Genomic DNA, 17,321 nt, shown 5'->3' on the forward strand with positions numbered 1-17,321 from the left:
GTTCTTCCTTTTTTTTGGGGCCCAACCACCCACCGCTGGTGGTGCACCCCCCCCTTCATCCACCTCACCAGACGACGCGCGGCTGCGCGGCTGAGTGGCGGCAGACGCCGAGCCACGGCGGACATCGGGACACGGCGGACAGCGAGTCACCGCTGGTGGTGGCGCCGCCGAGCACCCGGACGCGAGCGAGGCGAGCAGCAGCGCGTGGCGATCGCGTTCGCCCCCGGTACCCGAACCATCCAAGCCGAACAGTCCACTCACGTCGAAGCCGTCGTCGAATGCCGAACCGGTTCGACACCCGACCCCTTGCCATCCCCGAGCAACTGCGCGTACTTTCAGGCAGCGATCGAACCGGTTCGAGTCTCCGTCACCCCTGACCCAGTTTCGGAGTCCTCATGGTTCACCGACGCACCAGCAAGACACTCCTCGCGATCACCGCATCCCTGCTTGCCCTCGCCATGCCCGCGCAAGCCGCCAACGAGTCGATCGGCGTTGACTTCTCCGTCACGAACGGCACTCCCACCTACCGCGCCTCCGGCTGGATCTACGGCATGACGGAGAACGCGGCGGCCCCTGCCGACCACTTCTACCGCGACGTCAAGTTCCGCTACATGCGTGCCGGTGGCGCGCAGCTCGACAGCCCCGGCGGCTGGGTCTCGGGCAAGTACGACCGGCGGTGGAACGCGACGCGCGCGCAGCTGCTGCGGACGAAGCAGCTGGGCGGCGAGTTCGTGTTGCTCGTGCACGATCTCTGGGGCGCGGACGGGTATCCGATCTCGCGCTTTCCCGGCGACAACGGCAACTGGTCCGACTACGACGCCTTCCTCACCCGCGTGATCGACGACGTGCGGGCGACCGGGGTGCCGGTGCAGTGGGACCTGTGGAACGAGCCCAACATCACGACGTTCTGGAACCGGCCGCAGTCGCAGTACTTCGAGCTGTGGCGGCGCGCGTTCCAGCGCATCCGGGCGGCCTTCCCGGCGCAGCTGATCGTCGGGCCGAGCCTGGCGGGCGTGCCGTCGAACGGGGGCTGGTGGACGCAGTACCTGGACTTCGTGCGGGCCAACAACGTCGTGCCGGACATCGTCAGCTGGCACGCGTTGCCGAGTGATCCGGTGGCCAACGTGGCGACGGCGAACTCGACGCTCAACGCACGCGGTATTCCGCACCCGCGGCCGTACCAGATCAACGAGTACGGCGCGAGCAACGAGCAGAACCCCGGTGACGGCGCCTGGTACATCGCGCGGCTGGAGCGGGCCGGGGCCGACGGGCTGCGGGCCAACTGGGCCAGTGGCGGCAACCTGCACAACGACCTCGCCAACCTGCTCGTCCACAACTCCTCCGGGCAGCACCAGCCCAAGGGCGAGTGGTGGGCGTACCGGTTCTACGGGTCGCAGACCGGGCAGGTGGTCACCACGACGCCGAGCCAGTCGTACGACTCGTTCGCGACCAAGGCGAACGGCGAGGCGAAGATCCTCGTCGGCGGCGGCAGCACCACCGGCAACCTCGCGGTCGGGCTGCAGCGGCTCGACACCACGACCGGCATCGTGCAGAACAACCAGGTGCGGGTGCTCGTGCAACGCATCCCGTACAACAACGGCGGCGCCGTGCAGGGGCCGGTCACCGTCCAGAACAGCGTGGTGTCGTTGTCCGGCAACGCGGTCACGGTCAACGTGCCGCACAACAACATCGACGAGACGTTCACCATCACGCTGCTCCCGCCCAGTTCCAGCGGCTTCCAGTCCGTCGCCGCCGCCCAGCACTCCCAGCAGTGCCTGGACAACACGGACCTCAGCACGGCCGACGGCACGCAGCAGCAACAGTTCTACTGCGAGGGCGGCGACCAGCAGCTGTGGAACTTCGCGCCGGTGCAGGGCGTCGCGGACACCTACACCGTCAGCAACCAGCTGTCGGGCAAGTGCCTCGACATCAGCGGGACCACGGACGGTACCGCCGTCACGCAGCAGGCCTGCGCCGCGAACGCGACCAACCAGCAGTTCACGTTGCGCAAGGTCACCTACAGCGGCAACGACCCGCACGACTACCAGCTCGTCGCCCGGCACAGCGGCAAGTGCCTCGACGTCAACGGCATCTCCACGGCCGCGCGCGCCCAGATCATCCAGTGGACCTGCAAGCCGGTCTCCCAGGGCACCGAACTGAACCAGACCTGGCGGATCTGGGGCCGGTAGAGCCCGAACCTTCCCGAGGAGAAAGACAATGCTGTCTTCATCCCACCCCCGTCGCTGGCTCGCGACGGTCGGCGCATGCCTCGCGGTGATGTTCGCCGTCGCACCCGCGCCCAACTCGTTGGCGGCTAGCACGGGGCCGTGCGACATCTACGCGTCCGGCGGCACACCGTGCGTCGCCGCACACAGCACGACCCGAGCGCTTTACGGCTCGTACAGCGGAAACCTCTACCAGGTAAGGCGTTCGTCGGACAACGCCACGAAGAACATCCCCGTGCTGGCCGCGGGCGGCACGGCGGACGGCGCGGCCCAGGACGCGTTCTGCGCCGGCACCTCGTGCGTGATCACGGTGATCTACGACCAGTCCGGTCGCGGCAACGACCTGTGGTACCAGGGTTCGGCCCAGGTGCCGGGCTCACCGCAGAGCAGGCCGGCGAACGCCACCTCCGAGTCGCTGACCGTCGGCGGCGGCAAGGCGTACTCGCTCTACATCAACCCCAGCAACAGCTATTGGCGCGACGGCCACCTGACCGGTGTTCCGACCGGCAGCGCGCCGGAGGGCATGTACATGGTCACCAGCGGCACGCACGTCAACGGCGGCTGCTGCTTCGACTACGGCAACAGCGAGACGACCAGGAGCGCGGACGCCGCCGGGGCGATGGACGCGATCAACTTCAGCACCCAGTGCTGGTTCGGCGGCTGCTCCGGTACCGGCCCGTGGGTCCAGGCGGACCTGGAGTGGGGCCTGTTCCCCGGAGGCAGCAAGTCGTGGAACCCCAACCAGAAGGCGTTCCCGAACAAGTTCGTCACCGCGATGCTCAAGAACAACGGCACCTCGCGGTTCGCGCTGAAGGGCGGCAACGCGCAGTCCGGCACGATGACGACGTTGTGGGACGGTTCGCTGCCGTCCGGCTACAGCCCCATGAAGAAGCAGGGGGCGATCATCCTGGGCAGCGGCGGTGACTGCTGCAAACCGGGCGGTGGCGCCAACCTCAGCGCGGGCACGTTCTACGAGGGTGCGATGGTGGCCGGGTATCCGTCCGACGCCACCGAGAACGCGGTGCAGGCCAACATCATCGCGGCGGGCTACAGCACCGGCGGCACCGGCAACGGCGGAGCGGTCCGCGGCACCGGATCCGGCCGTTGCCTGGACGTCGGCAACACCGCGCCCGGCACGCAGCTGCAGATCTGGGACTGCAACGGCGGCGCCAACCAGGCGTGGACGCGGACCGCGTCCGGCCAGCTGACCGTCTACAGTGGAACGAACCTGAAGTGTGCGACGGCGTCCGGCACGAACACCGGCGCCGCGGTCACGATCGCGTCGTGCGACGGCGGCACCGCGCAACAGTGGCAGTTCAACGCCAACAGCACCGTCACGAACACCGGGTCCGGCCTGTGCCTGGACGTCAACGGCGCCGCCACCGGCAACGGCGCCAAGGTGATCGTGTGGACCTGCCACGGCGCGTCCAACCAGCAGTGGACGATCGGCTGACCTCAGCCGCGCGTTGATCTCGATGAAGGGCTCCTTGTTCCACCTGAGGTGGAGGAAGGAGCCCTTCATCGAGCACCAGCACGCCGCGCTCGGGCGCGGTCAGCGGCTCACCGCGGCGAACACCGGGTTCGAGTAGAACCAGAGGTCCTCCCACGGGTCGGCCTTGCCGACCACGTCGAGCGCCGGCCCGGCCGGGTCCACCGCGGCACCGTGGTAACCGACGGAGCCGCGCTTGCCGTCGGTGCCGCGCACCCGCACGTAGAACGGCCCGTCGACGGTGATCCGGTGCACCAGCTCGACGGTGCCGGTGCGCTGCCCGACGTCCCACGAGCGGACGACCTCGGTGGCGGGGGTGTGGAACACCGAACGGTCCGACGCCGGACCGGTGATGCCGCCGACGATCAGGTCGACCCGTGCGAGCTTCGGCACGAACCCGGCGAAGTTCGGCCGGTCGGCCAGGTCGACCCGGACCACGACCTCCACCACGTCACCGCGACGTGCCCGCAGCGTGCCGCCCATCACCGCGCCCTGCCCGTGCGGCCCGCGCAGCCGGACGTCCAGTCCCGCCACGAGGTCGCCGAGGCAGACCCACATCCGGCCGGCTCGCATCGCCCGCATCACCTCGCCGTGCCCGCACCGGGTCACGCCGACCCAGGTCTTGTTGTAGGCACCGGGCGGGAACGAGCTGTACTCGACGACCGGGCGACCGGCGTTCACCGGGTCCGGGAAGCGGCCGGTGGTGGCGAACGTGTGCCCCTCGCCGTCGTACGGGATCTCGTCGTAGGACTGCTGGTCCAGCCGGTCGACCGGGTTCTTCACCCAGTCACCGCAGCCCTGGTGGCCGTCCGAGGTGGTGGTGATCCACCACGGTTTGCCCTCGGCGAGCAGGCTGTCCCAGAGGCCGCCGACCGTGGCCGCCGCCCAGTCGAACCCGCCCCACGTGCGGTAGCTCTCGGCGGGATAGCCGGGGAACGAGAACTTGCCCGGCGCCGAGTCGTACAGCCCGCGGCCGCGCGCCATGCCCGGTGCGGGCAGTCCGGCGGCCTGGTGGCCCGGTGCGCCCTCCATGCCGATGACGATGCCGGGCGCCGTGTCGCGCCAGGCACGGGTCTCCTGCGGCGAGTTGATGCCCAGCCGGGACGGGTGGTTGGGCAGCACTAGCGCGTCGGCGATGCGGCCGGTGGCCACGGCGTTCTGCAGGAACTTCAACGCCTGCACCGCGATCGCCTCGTTGGCGGGGGTGCCGTCGCGCGTGCCGTTGACCCGCGCGTCGAACCTGGTGACGAACTCCTGCAGCAGGCTGCCCTCGTTGCGGCCGGGCGCCAGCATCAGCGTGGTGTGCTCGCCGGCCGGGATGTTCCACTCCAGACCGGTGAACACCAGCACGTCGGGGTGCGCCCGCCGGGCCGCGGCGATGTCGGCGACCAGCGGGGTGACGCTGTACTTCGCGAACGGGACGTTGCCGTGGTCGGTGATGGTCAGCCAGCTCAGGCCGTGCCGGGCCGCGCGCTCGACCTGCGTGGCGACCGGGTACATCGCGTCGTTGCTGTACTGCGTGTGGATGTGGTGATCACCGGCGAGCCACTGGTAGCCGCCGCTCGACGCGTGTGCGGGAGTGCTGCTCAACGCGGCTCCGGCGACGAGGCCGGAGCCGATCAGGAAGGTGCGCCGATCGGTCATGACGCGAGGCTAAGATAACGCGAGAAACTTTCGGATATCGTGGACATGACAACACCGTGTACACGAAGCAACGAACTCTTGTCCTTTATGGACTGAATTCGATCTGAAAACTGTCTGTTCGACGACATTCGACGAAGAGGTGCGGAACAAGATTCCGCAAGCTTCGGACGAAGATCCGCGACTCGCCGAACAACCGACGTCCTCACTGTTCCCGCGAACGGGTGACGGGGGATGATCGGCGCCTTCACCCGGAGCGCAGCGACCAGAAAGGATCTGTGCGATGTCCGCCGGCCCGCCGCAGGCCCCCGCTCGCGCGACCAACCGCAGCACCTCCGCGACGATCGCACCCATCATCCTGCGGTACCTCACGGCGGTGACCGACGAGCTCGGTGCCGACCTGCGGCCCGCACTCGCGCACGTCGGACTGCACGAGCAGCTGCTCCAGTCGCCTGATCTGCGGGTCTCCTACCGCCAGGGCAGCGAGGTCATCCGCCGTGCCCTGGCGCTCACCGGGAGCGACGACCTGGGCCTGCGCGTGGGCGCGCGGCAGCACCCGACCGCGTGGGGCCTGATGGGGTTCGCGCTGATGGCCGCGGGCACGCTGCGCACCGCGGTCGAGACGGGCGTGCGGTTCCAGAACCTGTCCGGTGCCATGGTGGTGTGGTCGGCGGGCGAGGGCGACGCGGGGTTCACGCTGTGGGCGGACCTGCCCGATCCGGCGGTGGACGGAGGCGTCGGCGCTTTCCTCGCGCAGGAGGCGTTCGCCAGCGTCGTGACGGTCAGCAGGCTCGCGCTCGGCGCCGACTTCCGCCCGCGCCAGGTCGAGTTCACCTCTCCCGAGCCGCGCGACACCGCGCCGTTCACCGAGATGTTCGGATGTCCGGTCCGCTTCTCCGCGCCGCGCAACGGTTTGGTGTTCCCCGCCGACTGGGTGCGCACCGAGATGCCCGGCCACGACCCGGTCACCTACGCGTCGCTGCAGACCCTGCTGGACGACCAGATCGCGTCCCGCCGGACCCGCCAGGACCTGTTGGAGGTGCTGGAGATCTCGATCGCGCAGAGCCTGCCGGACGTGCCGACGTTCGCCGAGCAGGCCCGCAGGCACGCGGCGGGCGAACGCACGTTGCGCCGCCGCCTGTCCGAGTGCGGCACGACCTACGAGGCCCTCGTCGACGGCGTTCGGCGTGAGCGGGTCGAGCAGCTGCTGCGCCAACCGGAGATCACGCTGGCCGACATCGCCCGCAGGGTCGGCTTCTCCGACGTCCGCGCGCTGCGGCGGGCGATTCGCCGTTGGCACGACATGACTCCCCTGCAGCTGCGCGGCACGGTCCTGGACCAGACCTGATCACCGGGTCCGGAGCCAGACGGTCTTCTCCCTGGTCCACTGGTCGAACGCGGTCGTGGACTTCTCCGCCCCGCCGAACCCCGACTGCTTCCACCCACCGAACGGCGAGGTGAGATCACCCTCGCTGTAGGTGTTGACCGAGACGACACCGGCCTGGATGCCGCGCGCGAGCCGCCACGCGACGTCGACGTCCCGCGTCCACACCGAGGCGGCGAGACCGTACCTGGTGGCGTTGGCGAGCTCGACGGCTTCCTCCTCGGTGGCGAACGTCTGCACGCTGACCACCGGCCCGAACAACTCGGTGGTGAGCAAGGAGTCTCCCGGCGCGACGTCGGTGACGACGGTCGGCGGGTAGTAGGAACCGCGCGGGTGCAACCCTTCCGGCAGCTCGGCCGTGTGCACCCGCGCACCCGCCGCCTGCGCGTTCTCCACCGCCCGCGCAACGCGTTTCACGGCGCTGTGGCTGATCAGCGGCCCGATCCGGGTGTCCGGACTGGACGGATCACCGATCACCAGGGTGCGCATCGCGGCGGTGAACCGCGCCACCACCTCGTCCGCGACGTCCCGGTGCACCAGGATGCGCGAGCCCGCCGTGCAGTTCTGGCCGGACGTGAGGAACGCGGCCCCGATCATGGTGTCGACGAGGTCGTCGAACTCGACGGCGTCGGGCATCAGCACCTGCGGGCTCTTGCCGCCCATCTCCAGCGAGACGCGCTTGAAGTTCGTGAGCGCGGCGGTGGCGAGAACCAGCCGCCCGGTCTCCGTGGAACCGGTGAACGACAACGCTCCCACCACGGGGTCCCGCGCGAGTGCCGCCCCGGTGACGTCGCCGAACCCGGGCAGCACGGTCAGCACGCCCTCCGGCAGACCCGCCTCCCGCGCCAGTCTCGCCAGGCGCAGTGCCGAGCGCGGGGTCGCCTCCGCGGGCTTGAGCAGCAGGCAGTTCCCGGCGGCGAGCGCGGGACCGATCTTCCACGCGGCCATGGCGAGCGGGTAGTTCCACGGCAGGATCGCGGCGACCACCCCGACCGGCTCACGGCTGATCACGCCGAGCTGCCCGGGACCGGTGGGGGCGACGCGGCCGAACACCTTGTCGGCGGCCTCGGCGAACCAGCGCACCGACTCGATCGCGCCGGGCACGTCACCGGTGCGGCACTCGGTGATCGGCTTGCCCGCGTCCTCGCTGTCCAACCGGGCCAGAACCTCGGCGTCGCGCTCCATCAGGGCCGCGAGGGCGAGCAGGACCGCCGCACGTTCTCGCGGCGGTCTCCGCGACCAGCCCTCGTGCGCCTCCGCCGCCCGCCGCACCGCCTCGGCCACTTCGGCTTCACCCGCCGCCGACACCACCGCGACGAGCTCGTCGGTCGCCGGATTGCGCACTTCCAGGGTCGTCACCGCGCCACCCCCGCCTCGGCCACCACGTCGACCGACTTCGTCTTTTTTGCGCGGTTTCAACATATTGGCCCGGGGGTCAAAGAGAACTGGCCTGAGCGGCCACGAGCAGGGCCGCCCGCGGAACCGCCAGACGGGCTACTCGACGGCCGGGCAGCTGCTGCCCTCGGCCGGCACCTTCAAGCGGAGCAGGTAGTCGTCCACACCACCGCGGGTGCAGGCGCCGTGCTCGCCCAGCGCCTGCCGAACCGCGTCCACGTCCTGCGCGACGACGGCGCTGTCGGCGTGGTCCAAGATCGCCCCGCTGCGCTCGCGGCACCTGCGCAGCACGTCCTGGTTGTGGCGCAACAGGGTGGCGAACCGCGCCTCGTCGGCCGGACAGCTCGTCGGCGGGTCCGTCATGAGGTCGTCACAGAGGATCCGCAGGCTGTTGCCGGTACCTCGCGAGTCGATGCCGACGATGTCGAACCGCCGGGACCGCCCGGGTCCACCATCAGCACACCGATTCGCCGCACCGGCCCTCGGGGTTGTCCGCGCACGGCGCCCATGCGATGACCGGCGCCGGTGCGGCGTTCACCGCACCGGCGCCGGTCATCAGGATCATGGCACCCAGGGGTACCACCAGCGCCCGCGTCATCGACCGCATGGTTCGCAACCCTGACAGAAGATCACCGGCGCGGAATCCCCTCACTAGCCGAAGTTCACGTCGCTGCACCACATGTAGGTCTGGTCCGCGTGCGAGGCCTGCCAGATCGTGAACACGATGTGGCGCCCGCGGTAGCCGGAGGTCTGGACGTTGAACGTGATGTCCTTGGCCGGTGCGAACCTGCCGGTCTGCGTGATGAAGTCGAGGTTGCCCCAACCGAGTTTCTGCGTGGTCGGGTCGTACCCGTTCTTGCTGACGTAGACCTTGAAGTAGTCAGCGCCGTGGCTCGCCTGGTCGTACAGGTGCATGGTGAAGCTGCTGCCCAGGTTGGTGGCCTTCCAGTCGCCGGGCGTGTTCAGGGAGTTGTTGCGCGACAGGGCGTTGCTGCAGAGCTGACCGTCCGGTGTGGAGCCCTGGAAGTTGCCGCGGAGGCCGTCCCGCAGCGCGCTCATCCAGTTCCACATCGTGTCGGCGTTGGCCTGGAAGGCCTGGTAGCACATGGGGTCCTGGGTCTTCATCGCCGGATCCAGGTGATGGCTGCCCCACGTCTGCCAGCACTGGTAGGCACGGGTGGCCGGGCTGACGATGGTGCCGTGCGCCGAGGCCGTCGGCGTCCATAGGAACGTGCAGACCAGCATGCCGATGATCAGTGTGACGACGCCCCGCCGTCTGGTGACGGACCCGAAGGTGCGCGTGAGCATGGATGTGCCTCCATTCTCCGATGATCGACAGCAGCGGCGGAATGGGAGCGCTCCCAGAACATTTAGCGTACTCCTCACTTTGTGAAACCTCAAGGACACATTCCGTAGCGGCCGACCTCGCCCCCACAGCCGCGTCCGTGGGCGTTAGCGTGTGCCGTACCAGAACGGCGCGGGGAGGCCAGGATGGAACGACCGACGTGGGCGGGTCCGGAGATCGACGTGGACAAGCCGAGCGCCGCCCGGATCTACGACGCCCACCTGGGCGGATTCCACAACTTCCAGGTCGACCGGGAAGCGGCCGCGAAGATCGTCGCGTTCATGCCGGAGCTGCCGGAGATCATGCGGGCCAACCGGTCGTTCCTGCGCCGGGCGGTGCACCACCTCGCCGGTGAGGGCATCACGCAGTTCCTCGACCTCGGTTCCGGCATCCCGACGGTCGGCAACGTGCACGAGATCGCCTGGAAGGCCAACCCGGACTGCCGGATCGTCTACGTCGACTCCGACCCGATCGCCGTCTCGCACAGCCGCACGATCCTCACCGGCCTGGATCGCGCCACCGCCATCCGGGCCGACCTGCGCCGTCCTCAGGAGATCCTCGCCCACGAGGAGACCCAGCGGCTGCTGGACTTCTCGCAACCGGTCGCGGTGCTGATGTTCGCGGTGCTGCACTTCGTGCCGGACAGCGACGACCCGCGGGCCATCGTCCGCGAGTACCTCGACGCGACCGTGCCGGGCAGCTGTCTCGCGATCTCGCACGCCAGCCTGGAGGGCCCGGAGCCGGAGCGGGCGGAGGACGCCACCAACCAGTTCCGCCGCAGCGTCACCGACTTCTCGATGCGCACCCGCGCGGAGATCACCGCGCTGTTCGACGGGCTGGAGCTGATCGACCCCGGCGTGGTCTACCTGCCGCAATGGCGGCCGGACCCCGGCGACGAGATCGGCGACGCACAGCGGACCTCCACGTTCGCGGGCGTGGCGCGCAAACGGGGCTGAGCACGCCGAGCGACACTGCAGGCGAACTCCACGATCATCGCGTCGCCGCCCACGCCCGTGCCGCCGCGGCCATGCCCCACTTCCAGGGCTGCGGGTCCTGCTCCGCGATTTCGCCCCACAGGCTCGCGCTCGCCGCGGCGAACACGCGGACACCGGCCTTCGGGGCCGAGCGCCACGCGGGTACGTCCGCGACACAGGCCTCGGCGGCCTCGGACGTGTGCCCGGCCGCGATCAGCCGGACGATCAAGACGCACGTGTCGATCCACGCCGCGCCTCGACACGGCCAGGCCCAGTCGACCATCCGCGCACCATCGGCTCCGATCAGAACGTTCTCCGGATTGAAGTCGATGTGCAGCAGCTGAGACCCGGCGAGGAGCTCAGTGGCAGCCGGATCATGGAGGTGGGCAGCGAACGCCGCGCGCACATCGCGGGCCGGTGCATCCGCCGGATACTCGATCTCGCCGATACGCGTCAGCAGTTCCACCGTTGCCAGAACGTCTGGTGAGCCAGGTGTGTAGTCGGCATGACGACCGTCGACGAACTCGAACCCGAGTACGTCCCAACCAGCCGCGTCAGGCAGGTGCCACAGCAGTTTCGGGGCGACACCCGCGACGTGCGGTGCGACCGCGGCCTCGCGCGCCTGACTCGCCGCACCACGAGAGCCCGCAGGCATTCCCTTGACGAACACGGGGCCGTTCTCGGCTTCGAGCACGGCCGCCAAAGGGCTGTTCGCGCCCGCACTGATCATCCGCACGGTCTGGATCCGCCCGGTGCGGTCAGCAATCGCAGCCTGGGCGGCAGAGGTCAGATCGTCCCAGGTGATCCTCGGGCGCATGAGTGTCCTTACACACGTGACGGCACGGCCGACGGCAGGTTACCGATGTCCGCGCGAGGGCCCGGAGCGACGCTCCGGGCCCTCATGCCCGTCGACTGTCAGTACGGAAGGTCGTCGCCGACAGCACACGAGCAGCGGTTGAATGCGCTCAACTGCTCAACGTCGTCGATCATCACAACGGCGTCAGGCGCCGTCGGTGGCGGTGTGAGCTCAATCGCGACAGCGGTCATGGTTCACCTCCCCGTGTGCTGGCAGTAGCGGTTCAAGGGGGCTCCGGACTCCTGGTACAGCCGTGCCAGCGGCCGACAGGTGAAGCACGTGCTCGACAGAGCACAGCCGGAGCATCCACCGGTGCGGGCCATCAGCCCGTCGGCGATTTCACCGAGGCGGAGCAGTCCGTCGAGGCCCTCGGTGACGAGATCCACGGCGGAGTCTCGCCCCACCTTGCACATGCTGGCCTTGCCGTGCGGGTCGACGTGAAAGTGCGTGTGTCCCGCACCGCAGCCCATGAAGGGCTTGCGGGCGCGAAGGAACGCGGCTGATTGCGACGGCAGGGTCTCGGCACCGCTGTGGATCGTGGGTGAGATGTTGCTGTACTCGTTGAACGGCAGGCGGTAGCGATCGGCCAGTGTCCGCATGGCGTCGATCTCGTGCTCGTTGTGCCGGGTGATGACCAGGCTGAGCGTGACGGGCAGACCGGCAGCGCAGGCAGCTTCCAGTCCGCGGCTGAACAGCCGGAACGAACCCTTGCGGCGCGTCAATCCGTCGTAGGACTGCTCGGTCGCTCCGTACACGCTCACGGTGATCCGATATGGACGACGGCTGGTCAACAGTTCCAGAATCGCCGGGTGGTGCAGCCGAGATCCGTTGGACAGCAACGTGATGACCATGCCGAGATCCCAGGCGAGGCGGTAGACCTCGCTGAACAACGGATCGATGGTCGGCTCGCCTCCAGTGAGCTGAAGCCAAAGCACGCCAGCGTCGCGCATGAGGCGCAAGACCAGTTCGCGAGCCCGCCAACTCATGCCCTCGAACCGCTTCACGCCCAGATAGCAGTGTTCGCAGTCGTAGTTGCAGCCCAGGTTGAGCTCGTAGGACGCTCGCCCGTACCCCAAGGCCGACGGTTCACGGACCAAGACTGTGTCCGTCAGCCTCCGCCCCGCCAGGTCGAGGTCCCATCGCTGCCGGGCGGCGTCAGCGAGCCAGGCTGGCACCACGTTGTCAGGTCTGGTGGCCGCTGCCAGCAGATCGCGATAGCGGTGGGCGCCGACCTTGACCGCTCGCGGGTCATCGGGCCGAAGGACCAGGTGCTCACCCAGGAACGGGCTGGCGATCAACGTGCGCAATGGTCTGCTCCCTCGTGTGGAACCTGTGCGAGGTAGCGGTCAACCACCTTCGTGCTGCGGTGTGGTTGGAGCGGTGGTGACCCACTACCGTCGCCAGATGCAGACAACACCCCGTGGAGCGCCGCGACCACGGCGTCAAGGCCGCAGGATTACCGCGTCCAAGCCGCACAAGCCGGTTTGACCAGCGAAGAGTCCCTTCTGGTGAAGCACGCCGAAGGCACACTGTCTGGTGCAGCCCTACCGCACGGGGCGAGCCACGAGCCGTACGTCGGAACCGCTACGAGCGACGTCGATCAGTTCGAGCCGGAGGATGTCCGACATGCTGTGGATGCCCGCGTCCTCCAGACCGCTCTTACCGGCGCCGAGAAGCGCAGGGGCCACGTAGTTGACGACGCGATCGACCAGGCCCCGCGCAATGAAACTGCCGGCCAGCGTCGGACCTCCCTCGAGGAAGACGGCCTTGATGTCGCGCGCGAACAGGCCGTGCATGACCGCACTGAGGTCGAGCCCCCGTTCGGCACGTCGGACCCGCAGAACGTCCACCACCCCGTCGAGGTGCGACGTGTCGGCATCGTCCGCGACGACGATGAGGGTGGGCGCGGCGTCGTCGCACACGTTGGCGTCGGCGGGCGTCTTGGCGTTGCTGTCGATCACGACGCGCCAAGGCTGCCGATCGGGGTTGGACACGATCGACAGATCGAGACGTGGATCGTCGTTCCCGCGCACTGCGAGATTGGGGTTGTCCGCCTGCTGCGTTCCTGACCCGACCACCGTCGCCTGACACCCGGCACGCAGCAGGTGCACCTCGGAACGACTCTCCGCGCTGGTGATCCACTGGCTGGTGCCGTCCTCGGCGGCGATCCTGCCGTCGAGCGTGGCCGCGAACTTGTACACGACGAATGGGCGTTGCTGCTCCTGGTTGACGGCCTCCCACTCATCACGTCCGACCAGCTCGTCAACGCTCAACACGCCCACTCGGCTTCTCCTTCGGTGGCAACAGCTTCCACAAAGTCGTCGACGCCAGCGTACGACCGCCACTGCTGCATACCGGCCGCGCTGCGGACGAGTTCTCGGATCGTTCGTCGCGACTGCGTTTCGCGAGCGATCGTCAGCGCTGCGAACCCACTCTCAACTGCGGCATCAGGGACCCCTGCACGCACCGCGACATGTGTGCGGCGTGCGAGGTGAAGCCCTCTTTCCCGGTGGAATTCCTGAGGCCAGTCGCCCAGTACGCGGTCGTACTCGTCGAGAGCATCGCGATGCTTGCCGAGAGTGTTCAGAACCGCCGCGCGCTGCACTGTCACATATACCGGAGTGCAGTAACCGGCCAGCGAATAAGGATCTTCCTCGTCGAGGTCCTTTCCGCTCAGATGGTAAGCGGCGTCGAGGTGCGACAGGGCCGAGACCTCGTCACCGTCCAGGGCTGACGCGTGGGCAGCCTGTTGACGGACAGCGGCTCGAACGCGAACGCTCCTGACCGAGCTGTCGTAGCGACCGGACGAGTGCGCCAACGCGGCTGCCGCGCCCTCGTCTCCGACAAGTTGCGCCTGCTGACTCATCCGCATGAGGACGTACGCCAGCAGATCAGCACTTCCCGACGCATGAGCCCATTCGAGCGCCTGGCGCGACCACGACCTCCCGTCCTCGAACTTCCCGAGGTCGTCGGCCAGCCAACCGCAGAACTCGGCGAACAGCGCCCCCACCTCGAACAACCGGCCCCGCGTCTTGAGATCCGCACGACCGAAAAGCCGCGCGACATTGGAAACCTGCTCGACAGCGGAGTTCACCAAGCTTCCCGAGCCGAGCAGGCTGTCGGCCGCGACAAGTGAGTCACGCAGGTCCACAAAGGTGTCCACAAGGGCTGGATTGAACGCCTGGGTCCTGCTTTCTCCCAGTGCCAGCAGAACGCCCACGCTGACGCCAGTCGAGAGAACGCTGCGCCGATCGATTCCGGCACCGCTCGATTCCGCATCGCTACTTCCTCGATGGACTGTGCCTCCGGAAGCAGCCAGAATCTCGCGGAGTTGCTGCGGACTGACTCCGAGGACCTTCGCCAGTTTCGGCCACAGGTACGGCTGCGGCCGGTTCTTCCCGGAGTGCCAACGCTGAACGGTCGCACGGTCGACGCCGAGCTTTTCCGCCAAGCCCTCCTGGGTGTAACCCGCCATCAGCAGCGCCTCACCCAGCGCCGTCCGTCTTGTCACAACTCAGAGTGTCCCACCACCGCCGAAACCCACAAGGAGCTTGTTTGCGCTGGTCACGGTGCACAGTGCGACATTGATGCGGCAAATCAGCCACAAGGTTGCGCAGCTTCTGGAGCATCCCGTCCGGTACGAAGACCTGATTCGCCACCTCGCCCTCTCGCATGCCGGCATGGAGGGACCGGAGCCGGAGCGCGCGGAGATCACCGCCCTGTTCGACGGGCTGGAGCTGATCGACCCGGCGTCGTCTACCTGCCGCAGTGGCGGCCGGACCCCGGCGACGAGATCGGCGACGCGCGGCGTACCTCCGCGTTCGCCGGGGTGGCGCGCAAACGGGGCTGAGCCTCGACCAGCTCGTCCCCCAGCCGGGTGCGCTGGTAGAGCACGTGGTGCCCGTCGCGGCGGAAGGCCACGAGGCCGACCCGGCTGAGCGCCTTGAGGTGCACGTTGACCGTGGGCGCGGCAAGGCCGAGCAGCGCGGCGAGGTGCGTGGTCGACATCGGCAGGTCGAGCTGGACGAGGATCGCGGCGCGGCTGTCGCCGAGCACCCCGGCCAGCGCGGAGGAACCGTGCGTGCCGGTCTCCCACAGCCGGCCCGTTCCGCGCGGTGAGTAGGTCAGCGCCGGCTGCGGGTCGGCGGTGCGCACGATGACGTCGGGCCAGGCGAAGACGCACGGGATCAGCAGCAGGCCGCGCTGCCGGAGGTCGGCCGTGCCGTCGTAGTACTTGACGACGCTGAGGGTGTCGCCGTCGAAGCCGACCGCCGGGTGCAGCGTCCGGAACAGCTGCCGCAGGCCGCCGGTGGCGAGCTCCTCCAGACGGTGCGCAAGATCCGCGTGCAGCAACGCCCGCATGCGCGGCCAGTACGGCGCGACGGCCACCCGCCAGTAGCGGTCGAGCGCGGCCACGATCCGGGCGAGAGCGGACCGCGGGTCTGCGATCAGCTCGGCGAGCACCGCGCGGTGGCGACCCGCGCCCCTCATGGCGAGCGGGTGCTGGGCGAGATGCGCCAGTTCCGCCGCGACCAGCCGTGGATCGGTCTCGGCCAGCGCCGCCAGGCTGGTGTCGAAACCCGGTGCCCGGCGCGGCGGGATCGGGTGCAGGAAGTCCGGCAGATACCCGGCCGGGCGCACCACGGCGGTGAGCAGGTCCAGGTCGTCGCCGGCCAGACGCGGCCGGACCTCCGCGAGCCACGGCCCGTGCACCCCGGCGGGCGAACCGGCGGTCAGCGTCCGGAGGCTCGTCACGGCCTCCCAGAGCGGTGAGGTGGCGAACCGGACCTGGCCGAGGTCCTCGACGCTGAACCGCAGTCGGATCACCCTCGCCAGATTAGGCCACAGGCTAATCCTCGACCGGCCGATCGCCGCCCGCGCATGCTCGTCCCCGACCTGATGGGGGTGAGCCATGACGGTTCTCGACGAGGCGTACCAACGGCTGCACGGCAAGGGACCGGAGTTCGGCGGCGACGAGGAAGGCAACCACGGCCTGACCAACCACGGCCCGATGGCCGTCGAGGTGATGGTGCGCCGAGGCCTCGATCTGAACGTGCACCGCTGGCTCGACCGCTACCTCGACCGGCTCACCGACCTCCCCGGCACCGTGGACCCGATCACCGCGCACAACTGGCGCGCCGCCCTCGGCGACCCGCGCCGGATCGGCGACTGGACGGCCTGGTTCACCCGGCAGCTCGCGGAACACCCGTGGCGGCAGGTGCTCGCGACGTGGTGGCCCCGGCTGCTGCCCGGCATCATCGCCGGCTCGACCCACGGCGTCATCCGAGTCGGACACGCGGTACGTGCCCTGCGCGCCGCGGACGACGACCGGCCGGCGGCGGCCGAGCTCGGGCACGGGCTGGCCTTCTGGGCGGCTCGGTGGCGTCCCCTTCCCGGCCTCGGCGCCCCCGTGCCGGACCTCGCAGAGGCCGCCGCCCTGACGGCCCGTGCCGCGCTGGCCGCGGTGCCCAGGCTGGCCGACCAGAGCGGGCTCATCGCGCACCGCCTGACCCGGCTCGCCGAACTCCCCGGCTGGCCCGCCGCACTGGCGAACCTGCGCCCACCGGCGGCCCCGGCCGACGTGCCGGTCCTCCTGGCCGACCTGGTCGAGGCGGCCGTGCTCGACTACCTCGGACACGGCCAGGCGAGCCCAGTGCTCCTGGTGCACACCGCCACGGCCCCCAACGCCGTCCGGCACGTCCTGCCCGTGCTTCCCACGGCGATGTGGGTGCCCAGCCTCACCGCGGTATGGTCGGCCGGCGCGGCCATCACCGCCGCCTACGCCCCCGCGCGGCCGGAATCACCGTCCGCACCGCAGCTCGGTTCCGATCCGGTGGCCGAGGTGCTCGACCTGGGCGCGCGGCACGGCGACGAGCACGTCATCAAGTTTGCCGACACCGCCCTCGACGTCTTCGACGACACCGGTGACCCACGCGTCCTCGCCGCCGCCCTGCACGCCGCACGACTCATCGAGTCGCCGTGACGCACCTGGTGTGGCAAGGGGCCGCGGCT

16 protein-coding genes are annotated in these 17,321 nt (G+C 69.3%); 5 read left to right on the plus strand and 11 right to left on the minus strand.

The genetic code is table 11. From position 1 onward, the window contains the following. The first annotated feature begins 395 nt into the window (after window positions 1-395). Window positions 396-2,189, plus strand: coding sequence for a ricin-type beta-trefoil lectin domain protein (locus ABZV40_RS36685; RefSeq protein ID WP_355452575.1), 1,794 nt, complete (start codon window positions 396-398; stop codon window positions 2,187-2,189). Between the two features lie 28 nt (window positions 2,190-2,217). Beyond that, the gene (locus ABZV40_RS36690; RefSeq protein WP_355452578.1) at window positions 2,218-3,678 is read left to right on the plus strand and encodes an arabinofuranosidase catalytic domain-containing protein; all 1,461 of its coding nucleotides are present in this window, start codon (window positions 2,218-2,220) and stop codon (window positions 3,676-3,678) included. 99 nt (window positions 3,679-3,777) lie between these two features. Here the strand turns inward: ABZV40_RS36690 and ABZV40_RS36695 are convergent, their stop codons facing one another. Next, window positions 3,778-5,358, minus strand: coding sequence for a PHP domain-containing protein (locus ABZV40_RS36695; RefSeq protein WP_355452581.1), 1,581 nt, complete (start codon window positions 5,356-5,358; stop codon window positions 3,778-3,780). Window positions 5,359-5,638: 280 nt separating this feature from the next. On the opposite strand from ABZV40_RS36695, the gene ABZV40_RS36700 reads away from it, so the two are divergent. Continuing rightward, window positions 5,639-6,703 (plus strand): AraC family transcriptional regulator, encoded by a 1,065-nt coding sequence (locus ABZV40_RS36700; protein ID WP_355452584.1) that lies wholly within the window; start codon window positions 5,639-5,641, stop codon window positions 6,701-6,703. Here the strand turns inward: ABZV40_RS36700 and ABZV40_RS36705 are convergent, their stop codons facing one another. The 4 genes from ABZV40_RS36705 to ABZV40_RS36720 form a co-directional block, all read right to left on the minus strand. Beyond that, the gene (locus tag ABZV40_RS36705) at window positions 6,704-8,098 is read right to left on the minus strand and encodes an aldehyde dehydrogenase family protein (protein ID WP_355452587.1); all 1,395 of its coding nucleotides are present in this window, start codon (window positions 8,096-8,098) and stop codon (window positions 6,704-6,706) included. It abuts the gene before it with no gap. A 135-nt stretch (window positions 8,099-8,233) separates the two neighbouring features. After that, window positions 8,234-8,497, minus strand: coding sequence for a hypothetical protein (locus ABZV40_RS36710; protein WP_355452589.1), 264 nt, complete (start codon window positions 8,495-8,497; stop codon window positions 8,234-8,236). 91 nt (window positions 8,498-8,588) lie between these two features. Then, window positions 8,589-8,732 (minus strand): hypothetical protein, encoded by a 144-nt coding sequence (locus ABZV40_RS36715; RefSeq protein WP_355452592.1) that lies wholly within the window; start codon window positions 8,730-8,732, stop codon window positions 8,589-8,591. Window positions 8,733-8,785: 53 nt separating this feature from the next. Next, a complete protein-coding gene (locus tag ABZV40_RS36720) occupies window positions 8,786-9,442 on the minus strand; it encodes a lytic polysaccharide monooxygenase (RefSeq protein WP_355452595.1) in 657 nt (218 codons plus the stop codon). A 183-nt stretch (window positions 9,443-9,625) separates the two neighbouring features. On the opposite strand from ABZV40_RS36720, the gene ABZV40_RS36725 reads away from it, so the two are divergent. After that, complete coding sequence (locus ABZV40_RS36725; protein ID WP_355452598.1) at window positions 9,626-10,435, plus strand: SAM-dependent methyltransferase; 810 nt, start codon at window positions 9,626-9,628, stop codon at window positions 10,433-10,435. Between the two features lie 34 nt (window positions 10,436-10,469). Here ABZV40_RS36725 and ABZV40_RS36730 read toward each other — a convergent pair whose 3' ends face one another. The 6 genes from ABZV40_RS36730 to ABZV40_RS36755 all read right to left on the minus strand — a co-directional run bounded on the left by ABZV40_RS36730 (window position 10,470) and on the right by ABZV40_RS36755 (window position 16,136). Then, complete coding sequence (locus ABZV40_RS36730; protein ID WP_355452601.1) at window positions 10,470-11,270, minus strand: aminoglycoside phosphotransferase; 801 nt, start codon at window positions 11,268-11,270, stop codon at window positions 10,470-10,472. Window positions 11,271-11,368: 98 nt separating this feature from the next. Continuing rightward, on the minus strand, window positions 11,369-11,500 hold the full coding sequence (locus ABZV40_RS36735; RefSeq protein WP_355452604.1) for a hypothetical protein: 132 nt from the start codon (window positions 11,498-11,500) through the stop codon (window positions 11,369-11,371). Window positions 11,501-11,503: 3 nt separating this feature from the next. Beyond that, complete coding sequence (locus ABZV40_RS36740) at window positions 11,504-12,616, minus strand: radical SAM protein (RefSeq protein ID WP_355452607.1); 1,113 nt, start codon at window positions 12,614-12,616, stop codon at window positions 11,504-11,506. Between the two features lie 237 nt (window positions 12,617-12,853). Then, complete coding sequence (ribD, locus tag ABZV40_RS36745; protein WP_355452610.1) at window positions 12,854-13,591, minus strand: bifunctional diaminohydroxyphosphoribosylaminopyrimidine deaminase/5-amino-6-(5-phosphoribosylamino)uracil reductase RibD; 738 nt, start codon at window positions 13,589-13,591, stop codon at window positions 12,854-12,856. Next, on the minus strand, window positions 13,579-14,820 hold the full coding sequence (locus ABZV40_RS36750; RefSeq protein ID WP_355452613.1) for a helix-turn-helix transcriptional regulator: 1,242 nt from the start codon (window positions 14,818-14,820) through the stop codon (window positions 13,579-13,581). Before ABZV40_RS36750 ends, ribD begins: the two co-directional genes overlap by 13 nt. Before the next feature lie 245 nt (window positions 14,821-15,065). Continuing rightward, window positions 15,066-16,136, minus strand: coding sequence for a DUF5937 family protein (locus ABZV40_RS36755; protein WP_355452616.1), 1,071 nt, complete (start codon window positions 16,134-16,136; stop codon window positions 15,066-15,068). A gap of 85 nt (window positions 16,137-16,221) precedes the next feature. Between ABZV40_RS36755 and ABZV40_RS36760 the strand changes: the two genes are divergently transcribed. Beyond that, a complete protein-coding gene (locus tag ABZV40_RS36760; protein WP_355452619.1) occupies window positions 16,222-17,292 on the plus strand; it encodes a questin oxidase family protein in 1,071 nt (356 codons plus the stop codon). Window positions 17,293-17,321 lie beyond the last annotated feature (29 nt).

It is taken from the genome of Lentzea sp. NPDC004782 (assembly GCF_040609115.1).
Classification (GTDB): Bacteria; Actinomycetota; Actinomycetes; order Mycobacteriales; family Pseudonocardiaceae; genus Lentzea.

Coding starts and splice junctions, on each gene's coding strand:
- ABZV40_RS36685 (WP_355452575.1), top strand. CDS start 396: ATGGTTCACCGACGCACCAGCAAGACACTCCTCGCGATCACCGCATCC.
- ABZV40_RS36690 (WP_355452578.1), top strand. CDS start 2,218: ATGCTGTCTTCATCCCACCCCCGTCGCTGGCTCGCGACGGTCGGCGCA.
- ABZV40_RS36695 (WP_355452581.1), bottom strand. CDS start 5,358: ATGACCGATCGGCGCACCTTCCTGATCGGCTCCGGCCTCGTCGCCGGA.
- ABZV40_RS36700 (WP_355452584.1), top strand. CDS start 5,639: ATGTCCGCCGGCCCGCCGCAGGCCCCCGCTCGCGCGACCAACCGCAGC.
- ABZV40_RS36710 (WP_355452589.1), bottom strand. CDS start 8,497: ATGACGGACCCGCCGACGAGCTGTCCGGCCGACGAGGCGCGGTTCGCC.
- ABZV40_RS36715 (WP_355452592.1), bottom strand. CDS start 8,732: ATGACGCGGGCGCTGGTGGTACCCCTGGGTGCCATGATCCTGATGACC.
- ABZV40_RS36720 (WP_355452595.1), bottom strand. CDS start 9,442: ATGCTCACGCGCACCTTCGGGTCCGTCACCAGACGGCGGGGCGTCGTC.
- ABZV40_RS36725 (WP_355452598.1), top strand. CDS start 9,626: ATGGAACGACCGACGTGGGCGGGTCCGGAGATCGACGTGGACAAGCCG.
- ABZV40_RS36730 (WP_355452601.1), bottom strand. CDS start 11,270: ATGCGCCCGAGGATCACCTGGGACGATCTGACCTCTGCCGCCCAGGCT.
- ABZV40_RS36735 (WP_355452604.1), bottom strand. CDS start 11,500: ATGACCGCTGTCGCGATTGAGCTCACACCGCCACCGACGGCGCCTGAC.
- ABZV40_RS36760 (WP_355452619.1), top strand. CDS start 16,222: ATGACGGTTCTCGACGAGGCGTACCAACGGCTGCACGGCAAGGGACCG.